The sequence below is a fragment of the Pseudomonas sp. LBUM1648 genome (genome assembly GCF_059716145.1).
In genome coordinates, this window is record NZ_CP166808.1 from 1,925,630 (window position 1) to 1,942,644 (window position 17,015).

A 17,015-nucleotide genomic window follows, 5' to 3' on the forward strand; every position below is an offset into this window, starting at 1 on the left:
GACTCAGCGATCAGGCAGGGTGATGTTGAGTTCCAGAATCGAGCAACTGCCCTGGCTTTCCAGTGCAACATGTACGTCGTCGTTGCCGATGTTGACGTACTTGCGGATCACGTCGACCAGTTCCTTCTGCAAGGCTGGCAAGTAATCCGGCGTGCTGCGCTGGCCGCGCTCATGCGCCACGATGATCTGTAGACGCTCTTTCGCTACCGAGGCGGTACTTGGCTTTTTGTTGGCACGAAAGAAGTCAAAAAGGTTCATTACCTACCTCCAAACAGGCGCTCGAAGAATCCCTTCTTCTCGACATCGAGGAAACGGTGGGCTTTTTCTTTGCCCAGCAAGCGGTCGACGGTATCGCTATACGCCTGACCGGCATCGCTCTGATCGTCGAGAATGACCGGTACGCCCTGGTTGGATGCCTTGAGCACCGCCTGGGATTCCGGGATCACGCCCAGCAGCGTTACCGAGAGGATATCCTTGACGTCTTCAACGCCAAGCATCTCGCCCTTTTCAACACGCTCTGGATGGTAGCGGGTGATCAGCAGGTGTTCCTTGATCGGGTCTTCGCCACGTTCGGCGCGACGCGATTTGCTCGCCAACAGGCCGAGCATGCGGTCCGAATCTCGTACCGAGGACACTTCCGGGTTGGTCACAACGATCGCTTCGTCAGCGAAGTACATGGCCAGGTGCGCGCCTTTTTCGATGCCCGCCGGGGAGTCGCAGACCACGAACTCGAATTGTTCCTTGAGCTCCATCAGGACTTTTTCCACGCCTTCGACAGTCAGCGCGTCTTTGTCGCGGGTCTGACTGGCGGCCAGTACGTAGAGGTTTTCCAGACGCTTGTCTTTGATCAGAGCCTGTTGCAGGTTGGCTTCGCCGTTGACCACGTTGACGAAGTCATACACCACGCGGCGCTCGCAACCCATGATCAGGTCAAGGTTACGCAAGCCCACGTCGAAGTCGACGATTACTGTTTTGTGGCCGCGCAGAGCGAGGCCGGTACCGATAGCGGCGCTGGTGGTGGTCTTACCCACACCACCCTTGCCGGATGTAACCACGAGAATCTTGGCCAAGGTGTTTCACCCCTAAGGAAGAAGGACTTTTTAGCCCCTGAAAAACATCTCTTGAAAACTACTGCAGTCGGACAGCCTTGGCTGGAATTTGGCTTTTAGCCTTTTTCCTACTTCGTTTGAGCCGTTTTCGCTACGTTTTAGAGATGCTTGGAAAATGCGGCAGTATCCGTTAAAGCCGAATGATGTTCAACACGTCGCCCGACAGGCTGACCTGTACGCCCGAGCCCCACATCGGATCGCGACGCAAGTCTTCGGAAACCTTGTAGTGGCCTGCGATGGAGATCAGTTCAGCGCTCAATTGCTGACAGAAAATCCGCGCCTTGGTGTCGCCCTTGACCCCGGCCAGTGCACGACCGCGCATCGGGCCGTATACATGGATGTTGCCATCGGCAAGAAGTTCCGCCCCCGGACTGACCGAGGACACCACGACCAGATCGCCACCCTGGGCATATATCTGTTGGCCACCACGCACTGGCGTAGTGATGACACGGGTCGGTTTGATGGTCGGCTCCGGCGGCTTTTCCGGTTTCTTTTTGACTTCGGCTTCCGGGGTTTCCAACGGTCGTTCACGGGCGCCGGATGGCGGCAGCACCGGAATGTCGATGGCGATAGCGGCGGCGATGTCTTCGATACGGCTGGCGCGAATCGCCAGGGTGCGCAGGCCATGCTGGCGGCACACGCGCATCAGGCCCGGCAGATCGACCGCGCCTTCGCTCGGTGGCAGTTTGTCCAGCGCCAGAACCAGCGGCGCGTTGCTGAAGAAGTTCGGCGCCTGGGCGACTTTGGCGGCCAATTGCCGATCGAGGCTTTCGAGGTCGTTACGGGCCAGTTCCAGCACAGTGATGGCCAGCATGCTGCCCTTGAGCTGGAATACGGGATCTTGGTCTAACGGTTCGGTTTGGCTCATGTCGGCATACAACGACTTGTCACTAAAAGTGCCGAGACTTATAACGAGAACGCCCGCGAGCCGCAAGCCGGGTCGAACGATGTAGAATGCGCGGCCACTGTATTTACGGAAGCTTTAATGGATCGCCCGCGTTTTCGAAAAGCATTTCTTGCTCCACGCTTCTGGCCGCTCTGGTGCGGGCTGGGGCTTTTGTGGCTGATCGTGCAATTGCCGTATCCGGCGTTGCTGACCATCGGTCGATTTTTGGGCGCCTTGATGTATCGCGTGGCCGGCGACCGGCGGCGCATTGCCAAGCGCAATCTTGAGCTGTGCTTCCCGGAAAAATCCGCCGCCGAGCGCAAACGCCTGCTCAAGGCAAACTTCGCCTCTACCGGTATCGCCTTTTTTGAAATGGCGATGAGCTGGTGGTGGTCCCGCGAGCGCCTGGCGAAACTGGCCCACGTCGAAGGTCTGGAGCATCTGCAAAAGGCCCAGCGTGAAGGCAAAGGCGTGATCCTCATGGCCGCGCATTTCACCACGCTGGAAATCGGCGCGGCGCTGCTCGGTCAGCAGCACACCATCGACGGCATGTACCGCGAACACAAGAATCCATTGTTCGACTTCGTCCAGCGTCGTGGTCGCGAGCGACACAACCTCGATTCGCTGGCGGTGGAGCGCGATGACGTGCGTGGCATGCTCAAGCTGCTGCGTTCAGGTCGGGCGATCTGGTACGCACCGGATCAGGACTACGGCGCCAAGCAAAGCATCTTCGTGCCGCTGTTCGGCATTCAGGCCGCGACCGTGACCGCGACCACCAAATTCGCCCGGTTGGGTAAAGCGCTGGTGGTGCCGTTCACTCAGGAGCGTCTGGCGGACGGCAGCGGTTATCGCCTGACGATTCACCCGCCGCTGGAAGACTTCCCCGGCGAGACCGAAGAGGCCGACTGCATCCGCATCAACCAGTGGGTCGAGAGCGCATTGCGTGCCTGCCCCGAGCAATACCTGTGGGCGCATCGCCGCTTCAAAAGCCGTCCGCCGGGCGAGCCGAAGCTGTACGCCAAACGCGGTTGAACCAATCCCTATAAGCACCATGGAGTGTTGCGATGAGCCCAGCTGAACCGGTCACAGGTTTGATTCTTTCCGGCGGCGGGGCTCGGGCGGCGTATCAGGTGGGGGTGCTGGCGGCGATTGCCGAGTTGCTGCCGTTGGGCGCCGACAATCCGTTTCCGGTAATCGTCGGCACCTCGGCCGGGGCGATCAACGCGGTTAGTCTGGCCAGTGGTGCCACGGACTTTCGTGCTGCCATCGAACGCCTGACCCTGTTCTGGCAGGGCTTTCGCAGCCACCGCGTGCTGCGCAGCGACTGGCCGGGCGTGATCCACCAGGCCAGCCGCTTCGTCAGCCACAGCTTGCTTGGCCTCGGTCGCCAGCTGCCGGTGGCGCTGCTCAACAGTTCGCCACTGCGCGACCTGCTCAATGAAAAACTGCACATGCCCGGCATCGCCGAATCCATCGCGCGCAAGCAATTGCATGCGGTGGCGGTGACCGCGTTCGGCTACGAGTCGGGGCAGGCGGTGACGTTCTATCAGGGTGGCGGCAAGATTGATGCGTGGTTGCGCCATCGACGCATCGGTGTGCCGACGCAATTGTCGGTGGAGCATCTGCTGGCGAGTTCGGCAATTCCGCTGTTGTTCGCTCCGGTGAAAATCGGTGAGGAATATTTCGGCGACGGCGCGGTGCGGCAATCGGCGCCGATCAGCCCGGCGTTGCACCTGGGTGCCAGTCGCGTGCTGGTGGTGGGCGTCAGCGGCAACCCGCGCGGGTTCGATCCCGAGCAGCCACTGGAGCGCACCTACACCGGTCAACAGCCGACGCTGGCGCAGATCGGCGGGCACATGCTCAACAGCACGTTCATTGACAGCCTGGAGGGCGATATCGAGCTGCTTCAGCGTCTCAACCAGTTCAGCCATCTGATGCCCGAAGGTACGCCGACTCGCGAGTTGGGTGTGGCGCCGGTGGAGGTGTTGGTGATTTCGCCGAGTCAGCCAATCGATGAGATCGCGGCGCGACATCGGCAGGAATTGCCGGCGGCGTTGCGCTTGTTCTTGCGTGGGCCGGGGGCGACCAAGACCAGTGGGGCCGGGGTGTTGAGTTATCTGCTGTTCGAGGCGGGGTATTGCAGCGAGTTGATCGATCTGGGGCGGCGCGATGCGTTGGCCAAGCGTGAGGAGCTGTGCCGGTTTTTAGGATTGCGGCAGGAGTGAGATCTGCGGTGAGGCCTTCGCGAGCAGGCTCGCTCCCACAGGGATTTGTGTCGTTCACAAAACCAATGTGGGAGCGAGCCTGCTCGCGAAGCTTTTAGAGCGAAAGATCGCAGTCTGCGATCTTTTGATCTTTATCAGAAGTGGAACTTCACCAGGAAGCTCGTGGTGCTCTGATTGGTCTTGAACGCACCGGTATCGTCGATCCCGTACTTGTCTTTCCAGTAGTCGTATTCAACACCGACATACAACTGCTTCTCGCCGAAACTCAGCGCCTTGCCCAGGTCGTATTTGACCTGTGGGTTGAAGTGCAGGTTGGCGTGATAATCGCCTTTGGAATTGGAGTCGTTGTCGGTCACCCAGTCCATGAAGCCGTCGATGAGGATGTCCGACTTGCCGACCGGGATGGTGTAGGACCAGACCGGGGTGATCTGCCAGACGTTGTCACCGGCGCGTGCACCTTGGGTGTGGCGCTGGTAGAAGTTCAACTGGAAGTAGTCGAAGCCCGGGATGTCCAGGTCGAAGCCCGGACCGATCAGGTACGACTCGGTGTCGCCTTCGCCGAACTCGTAGGTCATCGCCACCAGAACGTCTTTGATCGGGCCGAACTCGATCTTCTGGTCGAGCACTTTGCCCAGCGAGATGCGCGGGCTGAACTCACCGTAGTAGGTGTTCGGGCCGTTGCTGAAGTCCTTGCCACCGTTGTAGAAGATCTTGTCGAGGAAGAAGAAGTTATCCCCGTACTTCCACGCATCGGCGTGCTCGAAGGTGACGGTCTGCTGGATGCGCGGGTTGACCTGGAAGTCCTTGCCATAGAGGTAAGTCAGGCTGTTGTTCTGCCATTGCAGCAGGCCTTCGGCCATGGCCTGCCCCCCGGCCAACATCGATCCCGCGAGCATCAGGCTGGTGCACATACGTTTCATTCGGTTGCTCCCAAAGTAGGTGTTCCACGTTTATTTTTTTAAGATCGGCGCTCTGGTGTGGCGCCTTTTTTCGTTGCTGCAAAAGTCATCCGATCGGTCAGCTTCGCTATCGATAGCAAGAGCTGGGCCAACGCTTTCAGAAAGCAAAAAAACGCCCGTTCGGCTGCTGAAAAACAGTCGATTGAGCGTGTTTTCGGGATGCCTCGGTACTGGCCGGGGCCGGGATAAGTTGGCTTTTCGGTCAGGAATTAAATCCGGGCTTTTTTTTAGACCGAATTCAAGAGGCCGCGGAGAATACTGACTCCTTGGCCAGCTCTCAAGTGCCCCGCAACAGAGCACCGACGACAGGTATGGGGCACGGTTGCGGGTCATCTTAGAAGTGCACCTTCACCAGCAGGCTGGCGGTGTTCTGATTGGTGTCGAGGTTGCGGCTGTTTTCGACCCCGTATTTATTTTTCCAATAGCTGTACTCGGTGCCGACGTACAACTGCTTATGACTCCAGCCAAGGGCTTTGCCGAGGTCATATTTGATTTGCGGATTGATGTGCAGGTTGGCGTGGTAGGTGCCGCGCGAGTTCTCGTCGTTGTCGACAACCCAGTCCAGATAGCCGTCGATCAGCAGATCGGAATTGCCCACGGGAATGCTGTAGGACCAGCCGGGGGTGATCTGCCAGACGCCATCGCCGGGACGCGGGCCCTCGGTCTGGCGACGGAAGATGTTCAGGGTGACGTAGTTGAAGCCGGGCACCTTGAGGTCAAAGCCTGGGCCGATCAGATAGGCCTCGCTCTCACCTTCGCCGTACTCGTAGGTCATCGCCAGCAGCACGTCTTTGATCGGGCCGAATTCGAGCTTCTGATCGAAGATCTTGCCGAACGAAAAACGCGGAGTGAATTCGCCGTAGAAGGTGTGCGGGCCTTTGTTGCGGTCTTCCTGGCCGTTGTAGAAGATCTTGTCGACGAACAGGAAGTTGTCGCCGTACTTCCACTTGTCAGCATGTTCGAACGTCACCGTCTGCTGAATCGACGGGTTGATCGCGAAATTCTTGCCGTACAGATAGCTCAGGCTGTTGGTCTGCCACAGCAATAGATCGCCGGCCATGGCTTGGGATGCGGCCAGCAGGCAGCCGCTCAACAGCAGGTTGGTTTGCGTGCGAATCATCTGTTGCTCCCTCTTGTTTTTATTTTTCAGGCGCAGAGTTGCTCTCCCACAAGGGGCTATCGGTGTTGCTGTTAATGCGGGTGCGCGTGGCAGTCGTTGATCGCTGCGCGCTCTTTGCCGCCAAGAATGTTGAACAGCAGATTCAGCGTCAGCGCACTGAGCGTGGCCATGGCGATACCGCTGTGGGTGATCGGGCTCATCCACAGCGGCAGGTGGGCGAAGAACTCCGGACGCACCACCGGGATCAGGCCCATGCCGATGCTCACTGCCACCAGCAACTGATTGCGACGATCACCGATGTCGGCTTCTTGCAGGATCTTGATCCCGGTGGCCGCGACCATGCCGAACATCGCAATCGCAGCACCACCCAATACGGCCGGTGGAATCGAGGCCACGAGAAAGGCCGCTTTCGGTAGCAGGCTGAGCATGATGAGCAAGCCGCCGGCGACGATGGTCACCGAGCGGCAGCGCACGCCGGTCATCTGCACCAGGCCGATGTTCTGCGCGAACGAAGAGTGGGTGAAGGTGTTGAAGAACCCGGCAACGAACGACGCGCCGGCATCGCACAGCAAGCCGCGACGCAGCATGCGCGGGCAGACTTCCTGGCCGGTGATCTTGCCCAGCGCCAAGAACATCCCGGTGGACTCGACGAAGATGATCACCACCACCAGGCACATCGACAGGATCGGTGCGAGTTCGAATTTCGGCATGCCGAAGTGCAGCGGGGTAACGAACTGAATCCACGGCGCGTTGGCCATGCCGCTCAAGTCGACCATGCCGATCGCCCCGCACAGCAGGTAGCCGAAGCACATGCCGATCAACACGGAGATATTGACCCAGAAACCGCGCATGAAGCGGTGGATCAGCAAAATGGTGCCCAGCACCAGTGCGGCGATGGCCAGATAAATCGGTGAACCGAATTGCGCAGCGGCAGCACCGCCACCGGCCCAATTCACGGCCACGGGGAACAGCGACAAACCGATCGAGGTGATCACCGTGCCCGTCACCAGCGGCGGGAAGAAGCGCACGACTTTGGACATGAACGGCGCGATGATCATGCCGAAGAAACCGGCGGCGATCGTTGCACCGAAGATCCCTTGCAGACCGATACCGGGCATCCCGGCCATGGCGACCATGCTGCCCACAGCGGCAAAACTGGCGCCCATCATCACCGGCATGCGAATGCCCATCGGGCCGATGCCCATCGACTGCACGATGGTGGCGATGCCGGCGACCAGCAGGTCGGCGTTGATCAGGAAGGCGATTTCTTCACGACTCAGGCCAGCGGCCTGTCCGATGATCAGCGGCACCGCGATGGCACCGCCGTACATCAGCAGAACATGTTGCAAACCGACCAGGATCAGTTGCAAAAGGGGCAAACGCTGAATGGCGGGTGCGTCGGGGATGCGCGCTTTGTACAGCTCGGACATGCAACACCTCGGATCTTTTTTATTCTTGTGATTGAACAGCTGCCGGGTTGCTCACAGCTGTTTTTTTGCATCAGGTAAACCGCGCTGCGGCTAATCGCTGGCAAGCCAGCTCCCACAGGATTCAGGTAATCCCTGTGGGAGCTGGCTTGCCAGCGATGCTTTTACTGCTTAGTTGGTCTGGGCTCCCTGGGCGATCCAGGCACCGATCAGGTCACGTTCCTGCTGGGTCATCTGTGTGATGTTGCCCAGTGGCATGATCTGTGTGGTGATGGCTTGCGCCTGGATCCGCGCCGCGTTCTGGCGGATCTGCTCAGGGGTGTCGAGCATCACGCCGGCCGGGGCGGCGCTGAACAGTGGGCTGGTCGGTTTGGCCGAGTGGCACACCGTGCAACGTTCCTGGATCACGTTGTGCACCTTGTCGAAACCGGGGCCGGCGTTGGACGCCTGTGCCGGTGCCGCAGCAGGGGCGGCAGGTGCTGCCGGTTGCGCTGCTTCAGCCGGTTTTGCGCCACCACCCAGTGCCGTTTCCGGCAGCGGTTGGTACTCGATTTTCGCTGGTGCGTTGGCCACTTCCGGAGCTGTCGACATCGGCGTTGGGCCGGTGACGTAAGCCAGGCTGATCATCCCGACCGCTGCGACAGGCAGCGTCCAGGCAAACTTGTGGCTGTCGTGACGGGTATTGAAGTAGTGACGCACCAACACTGCAAACACTGCGATCCCGGCCAGGATTAACCAGTTGTACTGGCTGCCGTAAGTGCTCGGGAAGTGGTTGCTGATCATGATGAACAGCACCGGCAGGGTGAAGTAGTTGTTATGACGCGACCGCAACAAGCCTTTGGCTGGCAGCGCCGGATCGGGCGTGCGGTTCTCGGCAATCGCCGCAACCAGTGCGCGCTGCGCCGGCATGATGATGCGGAACACGTTGCCGACCATGATGGTGCCGATGATCGCGCCGACGTGCAGGTACGCACCACGACCGCTGAACACCTTGCTGAAGCCATATGCCGCGCCGATGATCAGCACGAACAGGATGAAACCGAGCAGGGCAGGGCGTTTGCCCAGAGCGGAGTCGCACAGGAAGGAGTAGATGAACCAGCCGAGGAACAGCGAGCCGATACCGATGGCCACGCCTTCAGGGCCGCTCAGCGTGCTGCCCGGAGCCAGCAGGTAAAGCGTCGGGTTGTAGTAGAACACCACGCACAGCAGCGCGATCCCCGACATCCAGGTGAAATAGGCTTCCCATTTGAACCAGTGCAGGTTCTCCGGCATTGCCGGCGGGGCCAGTTTGTATTTTTCCAGGTGGTAGATACCGCCGCCGTGGATCGCCCACAGATCACCGGCCAGACCGGTTTTCGGGTTGACGCGGTTGAGGTTGTTCTCCAGCCAGACGAAGTAGAACGACGCGCCGATCCAGGCCACGCCAGTGATCATGTGAACCCAGCGCACGCTCAGGTTCAGCCATTCCAACAGATGTGCTTCCACAGTCTTTACCTCTCGCCTGTCACCCTTGTTGTCGGGTGATCAGACCTTCTCTTATTGGTGGGGGGCGAGGATCAAACGCTCATCCTCTTTGAAAAAATGCTCATCGCAGTTATTGCCTGTGCCACTGCGATCAACCACCAGGAAGTCATCCCGCTTTTCGATCGTCAGCACCGGGTGGTGCCAGACGCCGCGATGGTAATTAATGCCCTGCCTGCCGTTGGTGACGAAGGCGCGGACCAAGCCTGATACAGGTTCATCGCCAAGTGGCGCGACCACGATCAGAAAGGGGTTGCCGAGCAGCGGAATGAAAGCCTGGCTGCCCAGCGGATGGCGTTCCAGCATGCAAACGGTCAGCGGCATGTCCTGCGCGTCGGCGCGGAAGATGCTGATGATCGCGTTGTCCTCAGGCGTAGCGGTTTCGACCGTCGCCAGTTTGTGGAAGCGCATGGTCGAACCGTTGTTGATCATGAAGTGATCGCTGCCGTCGGTTTCGATTACGTCACCGAAAGGGGCGAAGGCTTCTTTGGTCAGCGGTTCAATCGTCAGTGTGCGCATGCTGTTCTTCTTGTCTTCAAATGTATGTTCAATTCACTGCAATCCCTGTAGGAGCTGGCGAAGCCTGCGATCTTTTGATCTTGAAAAACAAAGTCAAAAGATCGCAGCCTGCGGCAGCTCCTACAGTCTCAGCATTACTTCGCGACCTTGCCGAGAACGCGCAAACGGCTCACACCACCATCCGGGAAAACGTTCAGACGGATGTGGGTGATCGGGCCCAGAGCCTTGATCTGCTCGGCGAAGGTGTGTTCGGCGTGCATTTCCAGTTTCTGTGCCGGCAGCAGTTCGCGCCAGAACAGCGACTGGGTTTCGATCTGGCTGTCGGTGCCGCCCTTGACGAACGCGCCCTGGATCGAGCAAGTGTCCGGGTAGTTGCCTTTGAAGTGCAGGGTGTCGACGACGATTTTTTCGATCTCGCCCGGGTGGCCCAGCGCGACGATTACCCAGTCATTGCCTGGCGTGCGACGACGTGCGGTTTCCCAGCCGTCGCCCATGTTGATACCACGGCCCGGGTTGAGGATGTTGCTCATGCGGCCGAAGTGTTCGTCGGAGCAGGCCAGCGCACGGCCACCGTTCAGAGCAGCCGCCAGGTCAACCTGTTCGTTGTCGCCAACTGCCGACCAGTCGCGGAACGGAATGCCGTACACGCGCAGACGAGCAACACCGCCGTCCGGGTAGATGTTGAAGCGCAGGTGGCTGAAGGCTTTGTCGTTGCTGATTTCGTGGTAGTGGTGGCTATTGCCCTGCAGCTCGACGGCCGACAGCACTTCAGTCCACTGGGTGTTTTCATCAGGCTCGCCCGAGGCCAGGAAGCACGCTTCCAGCGAGGCCGACGGCGGGAAGTTGCCGGTGAAGAATGAAGTGTCGATGTCTACGCCTTTGATCGAACCCGGTACGCCCAGGCGAATCACCGCGCTGTCGAAGCCTTCGAAGCGCTTGCGGCGCGACTCCCAGCCGTCCATCCACTTGCCGTTGTCATCGAACACGCCCTCCTTCCACACGGCCGGGGTTGGCTGAAACAGACGATTGGCGTCTGCGAACCAGTCATCGGTGACCGAGAGGATTTTGGTGCCCAGACGGGCATCGGCCAGGTTGACGAACTTCTCGAAAGGTACGGCGTAAGCTTTCATTCTTCTTGTCTGCCTTTAAATAAGTGGCTTGGGATGCTTGCAAGACCCTGGGTACTCTCCGCGTCTGATGTACTCGGGTCAGGCTTCGCTAGAGAGTCAGTAAACGGAACAGGGCGATCTTGTTGATCTCCGCCAGCGCACATTTGAATTCGGTGTCGACCGAGTTGTGAATGCGCGTTTCGAACGCCGCGAGGATCTGATGCCGGTTGCTGCCTTTTACCGCCATGATGAAGGGAAACTTGAACTTGGCTTTGTAAGCGTCGTTCAGCTCGGTGAAGCGAGAAAACTCTTCGGCCGTGCATTGGTGAATACCGGCGCCAGCCTGTTCATTGGTGCTGGCTTCGGTCAGTTGGCCCTGGACGGCGGCTTTGCCGGCCAGGTCCGGGTGAGCGTTGATCAAAGCCAACTGGCTGGCGTGATCGGCGCTCAACAGGAAGTCGCTCATGCGCTGGTGCAGGGTTTCGATCTCGTCGATCGAGGCATCTGCGCCCAGGTCGTAGGCCTTTTCGGCCACCCATGGCGAATGTTCGTAGATGTCGGCGAAGGCGTTGACGAAGGCGTCGCGGCTCAGGGTCGACGGTTGCAGGGTTTGAAAGCGGCTCATTTGGCGGCCCCTTGGTACGGGTGGGTTTCGTGCCAGTGACGCGCGATGTCGACGCGACGGCTGAACCACACCTGTTCATGACTTTTGGCGTATTCGATAAAGCGCTTGAGCGAAGCGAGGCGACCCGGACGGCCGATCAGTCGGCAGTGCAGACCGATCGACAGCATCTTCGGTGCTTCTGCGCCTTCGGCGTAAAGCACGTCGAACGCATCTTTGAGGTATTCGAAGAAGTCGTCACCCTTGTTGAAACCCTGCACCTGAGTGAAGCGCATGTCGTTGGTGTCGAGGGTGTAAGGGATCACCAGATGTGGCTTGCCGGTCGGGTTGTTCGGTTCCCAGTAGGGCAGGTCGTCGTCATAGGTGTCGCAGTCGTAAAGGAATCCACCTTCTTCCATCACCAGGCGACGGGTGTTCGGGCCGGTGCGGCCGGTGTACCAGCCCAGTGGGCGCTCGCCGGTCAGTTCGGTGAGGATGCGGATCGCTTCGAGCATATGCTCGCGTTCCTGCGCTTCGTCCATGTATTGGTAGTCGATCCAGCGGTAGCCGTGGCTGCAGATCTCGTGGCCGGCTTCGACCATCGCGCGGATCACGTCCGGGTGACGCTGGGCCGCCATGGCCACGGCAAAAATGGTCAGCGGAATGTCGAATTCCTTGAACAGTTTCAGAATCCGCCACACGCCGGCACGGCTGCCATACTCGTAAAGCGATTCCATGCTCATGTTGCGCGCGCCTTGCAGCGGCTGAGCAGCAACCATTTCAGAGAGGAAGGCTTCGGATTCTTTGTCGCCGTGCAAAATGTTGCGCTCGCCGCCTTCTTCGTAATTGAGTACGAAGGACAGGGCGATGCGGGCATTGCCCGGCCAGTGTGGGTGAGGAGGGTTACTGCCGTAACCGATCAGGTCGCGTGGGTAGTCAGCGCTCACTGCAGTCTTCCTTCTTATTCGTTGACAGATATTACGTGGCGGCCTGGCGGTGAGGTTGCAGGCTGGCGTCACAGCGATGGGCTGATTGTATACAACTTTATTCTCAATTTGTAAGCCTGATTTTTTGCATTTTTCACCGACTGTCATCTTTTACTGCTATCGGCGTGAACCTGCAAGAAACCTGCCTGACCAGTCAGCTAATGGATAGGAGGTTCAATGATCAGGCGCTGCGCTGGCAGATCCGCTGTAAACGCCCGGATGGCGGGGGTGGTGTGAAAAATGTCGTTTTTATTGTGTACAATTTTTTTGGAAAGTGTCTTAATCAATCGCTCGCCGCAGCTTTTCGTGCATCGAAAGGGTGCGGTCTCCTTTTCAACTGACTTCGGGAGGCGCGAAGTCTGACTGCTCTTTGCGGCCAGGCGCGCAGAATCAATGGGACGTTTGACAACACACGTTTTGGACGCTGCACACGGTTGCCCGGGCAGCTCGATCAAGGTCGAGCTGTACCGCGTTGAAGGTTCGCACCTGGAATTGGTTGCCAGCGCGATGACCAACAGTGACGGCCGGGTCGATGCGCCGCTGCTGCAAGGCGATGATTACCGTACCGGGGTTTATCAGGTGCAGTTCCATGCCGGCGATTACTACCGAGCCCGTGGGGTGCAACTGCCGGAGCCGGCATTTCTGGATGTGGTCGTGCTGCGCTTCGGCATCTCTGCCGAACAGGATCACTACCACGTACCCCTGCTGATTTCGCCTTACAGCTATTCCACGTACCGGGGCAGCTGACCCCCAAGCAGCTGCCCCCACCGGGAAGCGACTGCGCATATAGCTTCTTTGGTCTTTTGCCCGCTCACACTGCGGGCTTTTTTTATTTCAGTGATGGCGCATGACTAAAGGTCAGTTGTCAGGCAACGACAGTGTGAGCATATCCGGCGTCTGGTGGGTGCAGCGGCCAAATATCTTCAGGTCGGCATTGGTTATTGTCCGAGACTTGTTACTTTCCAGGATCCATTTGCGCTCCGGCATGCTGTATTTGAGTTTTCCTCGGGTGCCATCGGTCATCGCAACATTGCGGACTTCGAGGACACTGTGCGCAATGGCAGAAAACTCTTCGGGCACATCGGCTGTAGCGTCGGTGGGTGACTCAAAGTATCTGGCGTCCAGGCGGTTGATATAAATTCTGTCGAAAGAAAGGTCTACGGTATGCACCACGCCCTTTGGTCCGATGACAAAAATCTCGTCAATAAGATCGTCGGCACCGTATTGAGGTAAATGCACAGTGGTGTTTCCGATATACAGTTTGTTATCCGCCAGGACGATGTTGAATTCACCGAGTTGTGTGGCGTCGAGCTCCCAGGTGGAGGAATGGTTCAGTTGGCTGCTTGCGGTGGCCAGACCGCCGGGCGTCGAAATCCGCAGCACCCTGTTCGCGCTCAGATGGATAAGATAAGTGGCTCCCGCACCTTCAATGTTATCGATGGCAGTCTGTTTGGCGAGAGGCAGTAGCCGGGAGCAAGAAGAAATGTGATCCAGCTCTAGCGCCAGGGTTTGGGGGATTTCAAAAACCGCATTGTCTTTGACCCGTATCGGGAAGCGTAAGTCGTGGCTGGTCAGCGTATTGCCAGCCACGTTGGGCTTATAGTGCGCGGGAGGTTTGGCATAGTCCGCTTCAAGAATCAGGGTGTGGGCTTTTCCATCCCGGAACACCAGCATGTATCCATGAGTTGAAACATTGGCCGCCGCTTTTACCAGTGCAGCGTCGAGTGTCGTGTCTGCGTATTGGCTAACGCCGGCGATTTGCAACAGGTTTTTGCCGAAGTAAAACAGAAAGTCGATTGAGACATTAACCTTGTCGTTACCGGCGGCGGCATTCATTTCAATGGACGGCGTAGTCGCAAAGGCTGCATGAGCGCTCGTCAGCTCGGAAAAGTCGTAGTCGAGAAAGATTCGGGTACCGTAATAGGAGTCAGGGTGACTCCCGGTTATAAATTGAGTGTGCGGGTTGAATCGCTGGACGTAGTAGTGGGTGTTCTGGTTAGTGGGCACTTTGCACACTGTTTCATGGACAATGGTGGTTTTTTCGGGACGGCCCACCTTGGTGATTTCTGCGCTTATCTCAAACGGGTCATCGTGTTGCATTTTTTCCGGCAGATCGGGTTTCAAGTAGTAGCCATCTCTGGTGATGATGGTCAATTTGTCATTGTTCAAAACCCTGTGGCCTTCGGATGTTTTGTAGACATTGTCAATCGCTATGATGCTTCTGCGGCCATAGTGAAAATCGAACTGCAGCGTTATCAGAAGGCGAAGTCTGTCCACCTTCCACTTCTCGATGTGGTCCATTCGCCAGCCCAGCGAGATATAGCTTTCATCAACACCATCATCGCTAATGAGCACTGAGCCCTGCGCAAGGTCCACGTGATAAAAATCCGTTCCGGCTTCACCAAAGGCCGTTGCATTGTTCTTGAGCAGATAAAGCGTGTCGTTACCGGCGCCGGCGTAGATTTTGTCTGCGCCTCTTGATGTGATCACGTTGGCTTCTTTAGTGCCCGTGACAATACTTTTTCCATCATTGAGCGTCTGAACGTTTTCAATGTTTTCGAGCAGTGCCTTGAAAGAATAACTTTCTCCATCCTCGACTGCCGGATCCGCATTGGGTGTGTAGATTTGCAGGGTGCCCGCCGTCAGGTCGATGTCATATCCCCGTCCCTCCGCGGGAAATGACTGCTTGCCATCCAGTATCAATGTATCGCTGCCGGCGCCCCCTTTCAGTCTGGAGAACTCAGCGCTCTCAACCGGCCTCTCGATTGCTTGCGCGGCATTTTGGACAATGAATTTGTCATCCTTTTCACCCCCGGTCAGAGTCTTTGTCCCCTCTGCGTAATAAAAGGCATTGGGCTTTTTCTCGACACCCGTGACCGTATCCTTGCCATCACCGATCATCCACAGGATGCCTTTGTCTTCTCCTGGCGTACCGAGCACAGCACCGGGTGTCTGGGCTGTAACGCCGGCTCGTGCGTCAATCGTATCGTCAAGACCTACGACCTCGGGGACGTAGACGATCGGCATGGTTTCTACGCCCCACCAGTGTTTTACGCGTTCACGTCGTTTCTTGAGGCGGTCTTCGTAGCGGCCGTGCACGACCGCCTCGATGGTGTCCTTTTGAGTCTCGTCGAGTATCTTTCTGGCCGTCGTTGTCAGTCGTTTGGCGGTTTCGATTTTGGCTTTGGCCAGTTCGTAGCGATTTTTGATGTCTTGATCGATATCCATCAACGGCACAAACGAGAACCAGCCGGTGCGCCAGCGTTCTTCAACGGTGAGTTCAATGTAGTCGTCGATTTCATCCACCATGCGCACGGCGCCGTAGATCTGCGAGCCGATCGCCATGAGCGCACCAGCGGCCAGGCCGACCGGCCCTGCGAACGAAAAGCCGGCCAGGGCGGCGGTACCCAGAATGACCGTCATGGCGGCACTGGCGATGTTCAAACCGGCGCTGACGTAATGATCAATGGCTTGTTTGCCGGTTTTATTGCTGGCGGCGTTGAATTCTCTGACAGCACTGTAGATATCGAACGGCAACGTCAGCGCACCGCCGACAAGTCCCCCTGAACGCCCCAGCCTGATTCCGACCCGGGTTTTGGCGAAATCCTTCAAGGCGCCACTGCCTGCTTCGATCATGCGTTGACCGGCTTTGGTGACGGCTACGTCGGTGATAATCGAACCGACCTCTGTCCCGATGCCGATGCTGTTAAAGATGATTTCATCCTTGTCATTCTTTTTGACGGCATCGTAAATACCGCGAATGCCCATGAATATGCCAAAGGCCTGAATGCCGACGCTGGCGCCGACCGTGGAATGGTTTTTGATGATGATCCAGCTCGGGCTGCTCTGCTTTTTTGAATAGCTCAGACGCAGATCCAGGTTCTGTGCCGAGTTGAGAAGACGAGACATTTTCTGCGAGTAATCGACCTCCCCGACGTTCACACCGGTGTCATTCCTTATGACCGGCGGGGCCGTCTGCGGGCGCAGGCAGGCCATCTCATATAACAGGGAGGGCAGTAAATAATCGTCGCCGAAAGTGGACACTTTCATGCGCTTCTCGATTTCGGGATAACTGAGTTGCAGGGCGTTGACGAACGATCGGCTGGGTGTACGAAACTGGGTGTTATGGCCGGTCAGCGGTTGGCCATCAATAGTCGCACCCAATGCATCCAGGCCTCGACGAGTAATGGTGTAGGGGCCGATCTTGAACGGCCCAAACAGATCGTCGAGCATCTTGAGCTGGCCGGGTTTGCGGGCGCTATTTTCGGGTTCTGGGTTTGCACTGTCGCTCTTGATGTCAGGCGCGAAGTCGATAGTCGATGAAGTGCGCTCATTAGCATGATTACCAATATCAAAAACTTCGACGGTTTCGTCTTTTGCATAGGTATTAATGGGCAGGGGGATTGACATGTAAACATCCTTGTTCGGTGTTGCAAGTTATAAGTCGATGAGAATAGGGGGTGATGCAAGCGAGAAAATAATTCTCTCGCTTGTTTCGGCTGATTTTTTTTTGAATGGTTTCTATTGGCTGCCGTTTTGCGTAGCAGCCGGTT

15 protein-coding genes are annotated in these 17,015 nt (G+C 57.7%); 3 read left to right on the forward strand and 12 right to left on the reverse strand.

Annotation, left to right across the window (positions count from 1 at the left end; all coding sequences use genetic code 11):
- Nucleotides 1-3: 3 nt before the first annotated feature.
- The 3 genes from minE to minC form a co-directional block, all read right to left on the reverse strand.
- Complete coding sequence (gene minE / locus ACA043_RS08845) at nucleotides 4-258, reverse strand: cell division topological specificity factor MinE (protein ID WP_003223146.1); 255 nt, start codon at nucleotides 256-258, stop codon at nucleotides 4-6.
- Entirely contained in the window at nucleotides 258-1,070 is an 813-nt protein-coding gene (minD, locus tag ACA043_RS08850) for a septum site-determining protein MinD (protein WP_187680056.1), read from the reverse strand. The genes minE and minD overlap by 1 nt, the downstream gene beginning before the upstream one ends.
- Before the next feature lie 169 nt (nucleotides 1,071-1,239).
- The gene (gene minC / locus ACA043_RS08855; RefSeq protein WP_038367080.1) at nucleotides 1,240-1,977 is read right to left on the reverse strand and encodes a septum site-determining protein MinC; all 738 of its coding nucleotides are present in this window, start codon (nucleotides 1,975-1,977) and stop codon (nucleotides 1,240-1,242) included.
- Nucleotides 1,978-2,094: 117 nt separating this feature from the next.
- Here minC and ACA043_RS08860 point away from each other — a divergent pair, with 117 nt between their 5' ends.
- Nucleotides 2,095-3,027 (forward strand): lipid A biosynthesis lauroyl acyltransferase, encoded by a 933-nt coding sequence (locus ACA043_RS08860; protein WP_187680057.1) that lies wholly within the window; start codon nucleotides 2,095-2,097, stop codon nucleotides 3,025-3,027.
- A gap of 32 nt (nucleotides 3,028-3,059) precedes the next feature.
- The gene (locus tag ACA043_RS08865; RefSeq protein ID WP_187680058.1) at nucleotides 3,060-4,220 is read left to right on the forward strand and encodes a patatin-like phospholipase family protein; all 1,161 of its coding nucleotides are present in this window, start codon (nucleotides 3,060-3,062) and stop codon (nucleotides 4,218-4,220) included.
- Between the two features lie 134 nt (nucleotides 4,221-4,354).
- Here ACA043_RS08865 and ACA043_RS08870 read toward each other — a convergent pair whose 3' ends face one another.
- The 8 genes from ACA043_RS08870 to puuE form a co-directional block, all read right to left on the reverse strand.
- Nucleotides 4,355-5,140, reverse strand: a complete 786-nt coding sequence (locus ACA043_RS08870) for an outer membrane protein OmpK (RefSeq protein WP_497658985.1) — start codon at nucleotides 5,138-5,140, stop codon at nucleotides 4,355-4,357.
- 373 nt (nucleotides 5,141-5,513) lie between these two features.
- Nucleotides 5,514-6,299 carry an outer membrane protein OmpK gene (locus ACA043_RS08875; protein ID WP_497658986.1) on the reverse strand — a complete coding sequence of 262 codons (786 nt, stop codon included), beginning with the start codon at nucleotides 6,297-6,299 and terminating at the stop codon, nucleotides 5,514-5,516.
- Nucleotides 6,300-6,370: 71 nt separating this feature from the next.
- Nucleotides 6,371-7,729 (reverse strand): nucleobase:cation symporter-2 family protein, encoded by a 1,359-nt coding sequence (locus ACA043_RS08880; RefSeq protein WP_497658987.1) that lies wholly within the window; start codon nucleotides 7,727-7,729, stop codon nucleotides 6,371-6,373.
- A gap of 168 nt (nucleotides 7,730-7,897) precedes the next feature.
- Nucleotides 7,898-9,211 carry a urate hydroxylase PuuD gene (locus ACA043_RS08885; RefSeq protein ID WP_187680061.1) on the reverse strand — a complete coding sequence of 438 codons (1,314 nt, stop codon included), beginning with the start codon at nucleotides 9,209-9,211 and terminating at the stop codon, nucleotides 7,898-7,900.
- A gap of 51 nt (nucleotides 9,212-9,262) precedes the next feature.
- Nucleotides 9,263-9,766: an ureidoglycolate lyase gene (locus ACA043_RS08890; RefSeq protein ID WP_008005655.1), complete on the reverse strand. Its 504-nt coding sequence runs from the start codon at nucleotides 9,764-9,766 to the stop codon at nucleotides 9,263-9,265.
- Between the two features lie 134 nt (nucleotides 9,767-9,900).
- On the reverse strand, nucleotides 9,901-10,896 hold the full coding sequence (alc, locus tag ACA043_RS08895) for an allantoicase (RefSeq protein ID WP_497658988.1): 996 nt from the start codon (nucleotides 10,894-10,896) through the stop codon (nucleotides 9,901-9,903).
- 88 nt (nucleotides 10,897-10,984) lie between these two features.
- The gene (gene uraD / locus ACA043_RS08900) at nucleotides 10,985-11,500 is read right to left on the reverse strand and encodes a 2-oxo-4-hydroxy-4-carboxy-5-ureidoimidazoline decarboxylase (protein WP_497658989.1); all 516 of its coding nucleotides are present in this window, start codon (nucleotides 11,498-11,500) and stop codon (nucleotides 10,985-10,987) included.
- A complete protein-coding gene (puuE, locus tag ACA043_RS08905; RefSeq protein ID WP_192564080.1) occupies nucleotides 11,497-12,423 on the reverse strand; it encodes an allantoinase PuuE in 927 nt (308 codons plus the stop codon). Before puuE ends, uraD begins: the two co-directional genes overlap by 4 nt.
- A gap of 432 nt (nucleotides 12,424-12,855) precedes the next feature.
- Between puuE and uraH the strand changes: the two genes are divergently transcribed.
- A complete protein-coding gene (gene uraH / locus ACA043_RS08910; protein ID WP_401269699.1) occupies nucleotides 12,856-13,209 on the forward strand; it encodes a hydroxyisourate hydrolase in 354 nt (117 codons plus the stop codon).
- A 111-nt stretch (nucleotides 13,210-13,320) separates the two neighbouring features.
- On the opposite strand, the gene ACA043_RS08915 is transcribed toward uraH, so the two are convergent.
- Nucleotides 13,321-16,872: a calcium-binding protein gene (locus ACA043_RS08915; protein WP_497658990.1), complete on the reverse strand. Its 3,552-nt coding sequence runs from the start codon at nucleotides 16,870-16,872 to the stop codon at nucleotides 13,321-13,323.
- Nucleotides 16,873-17,015 lie beyond the last annotated feature (143 nt).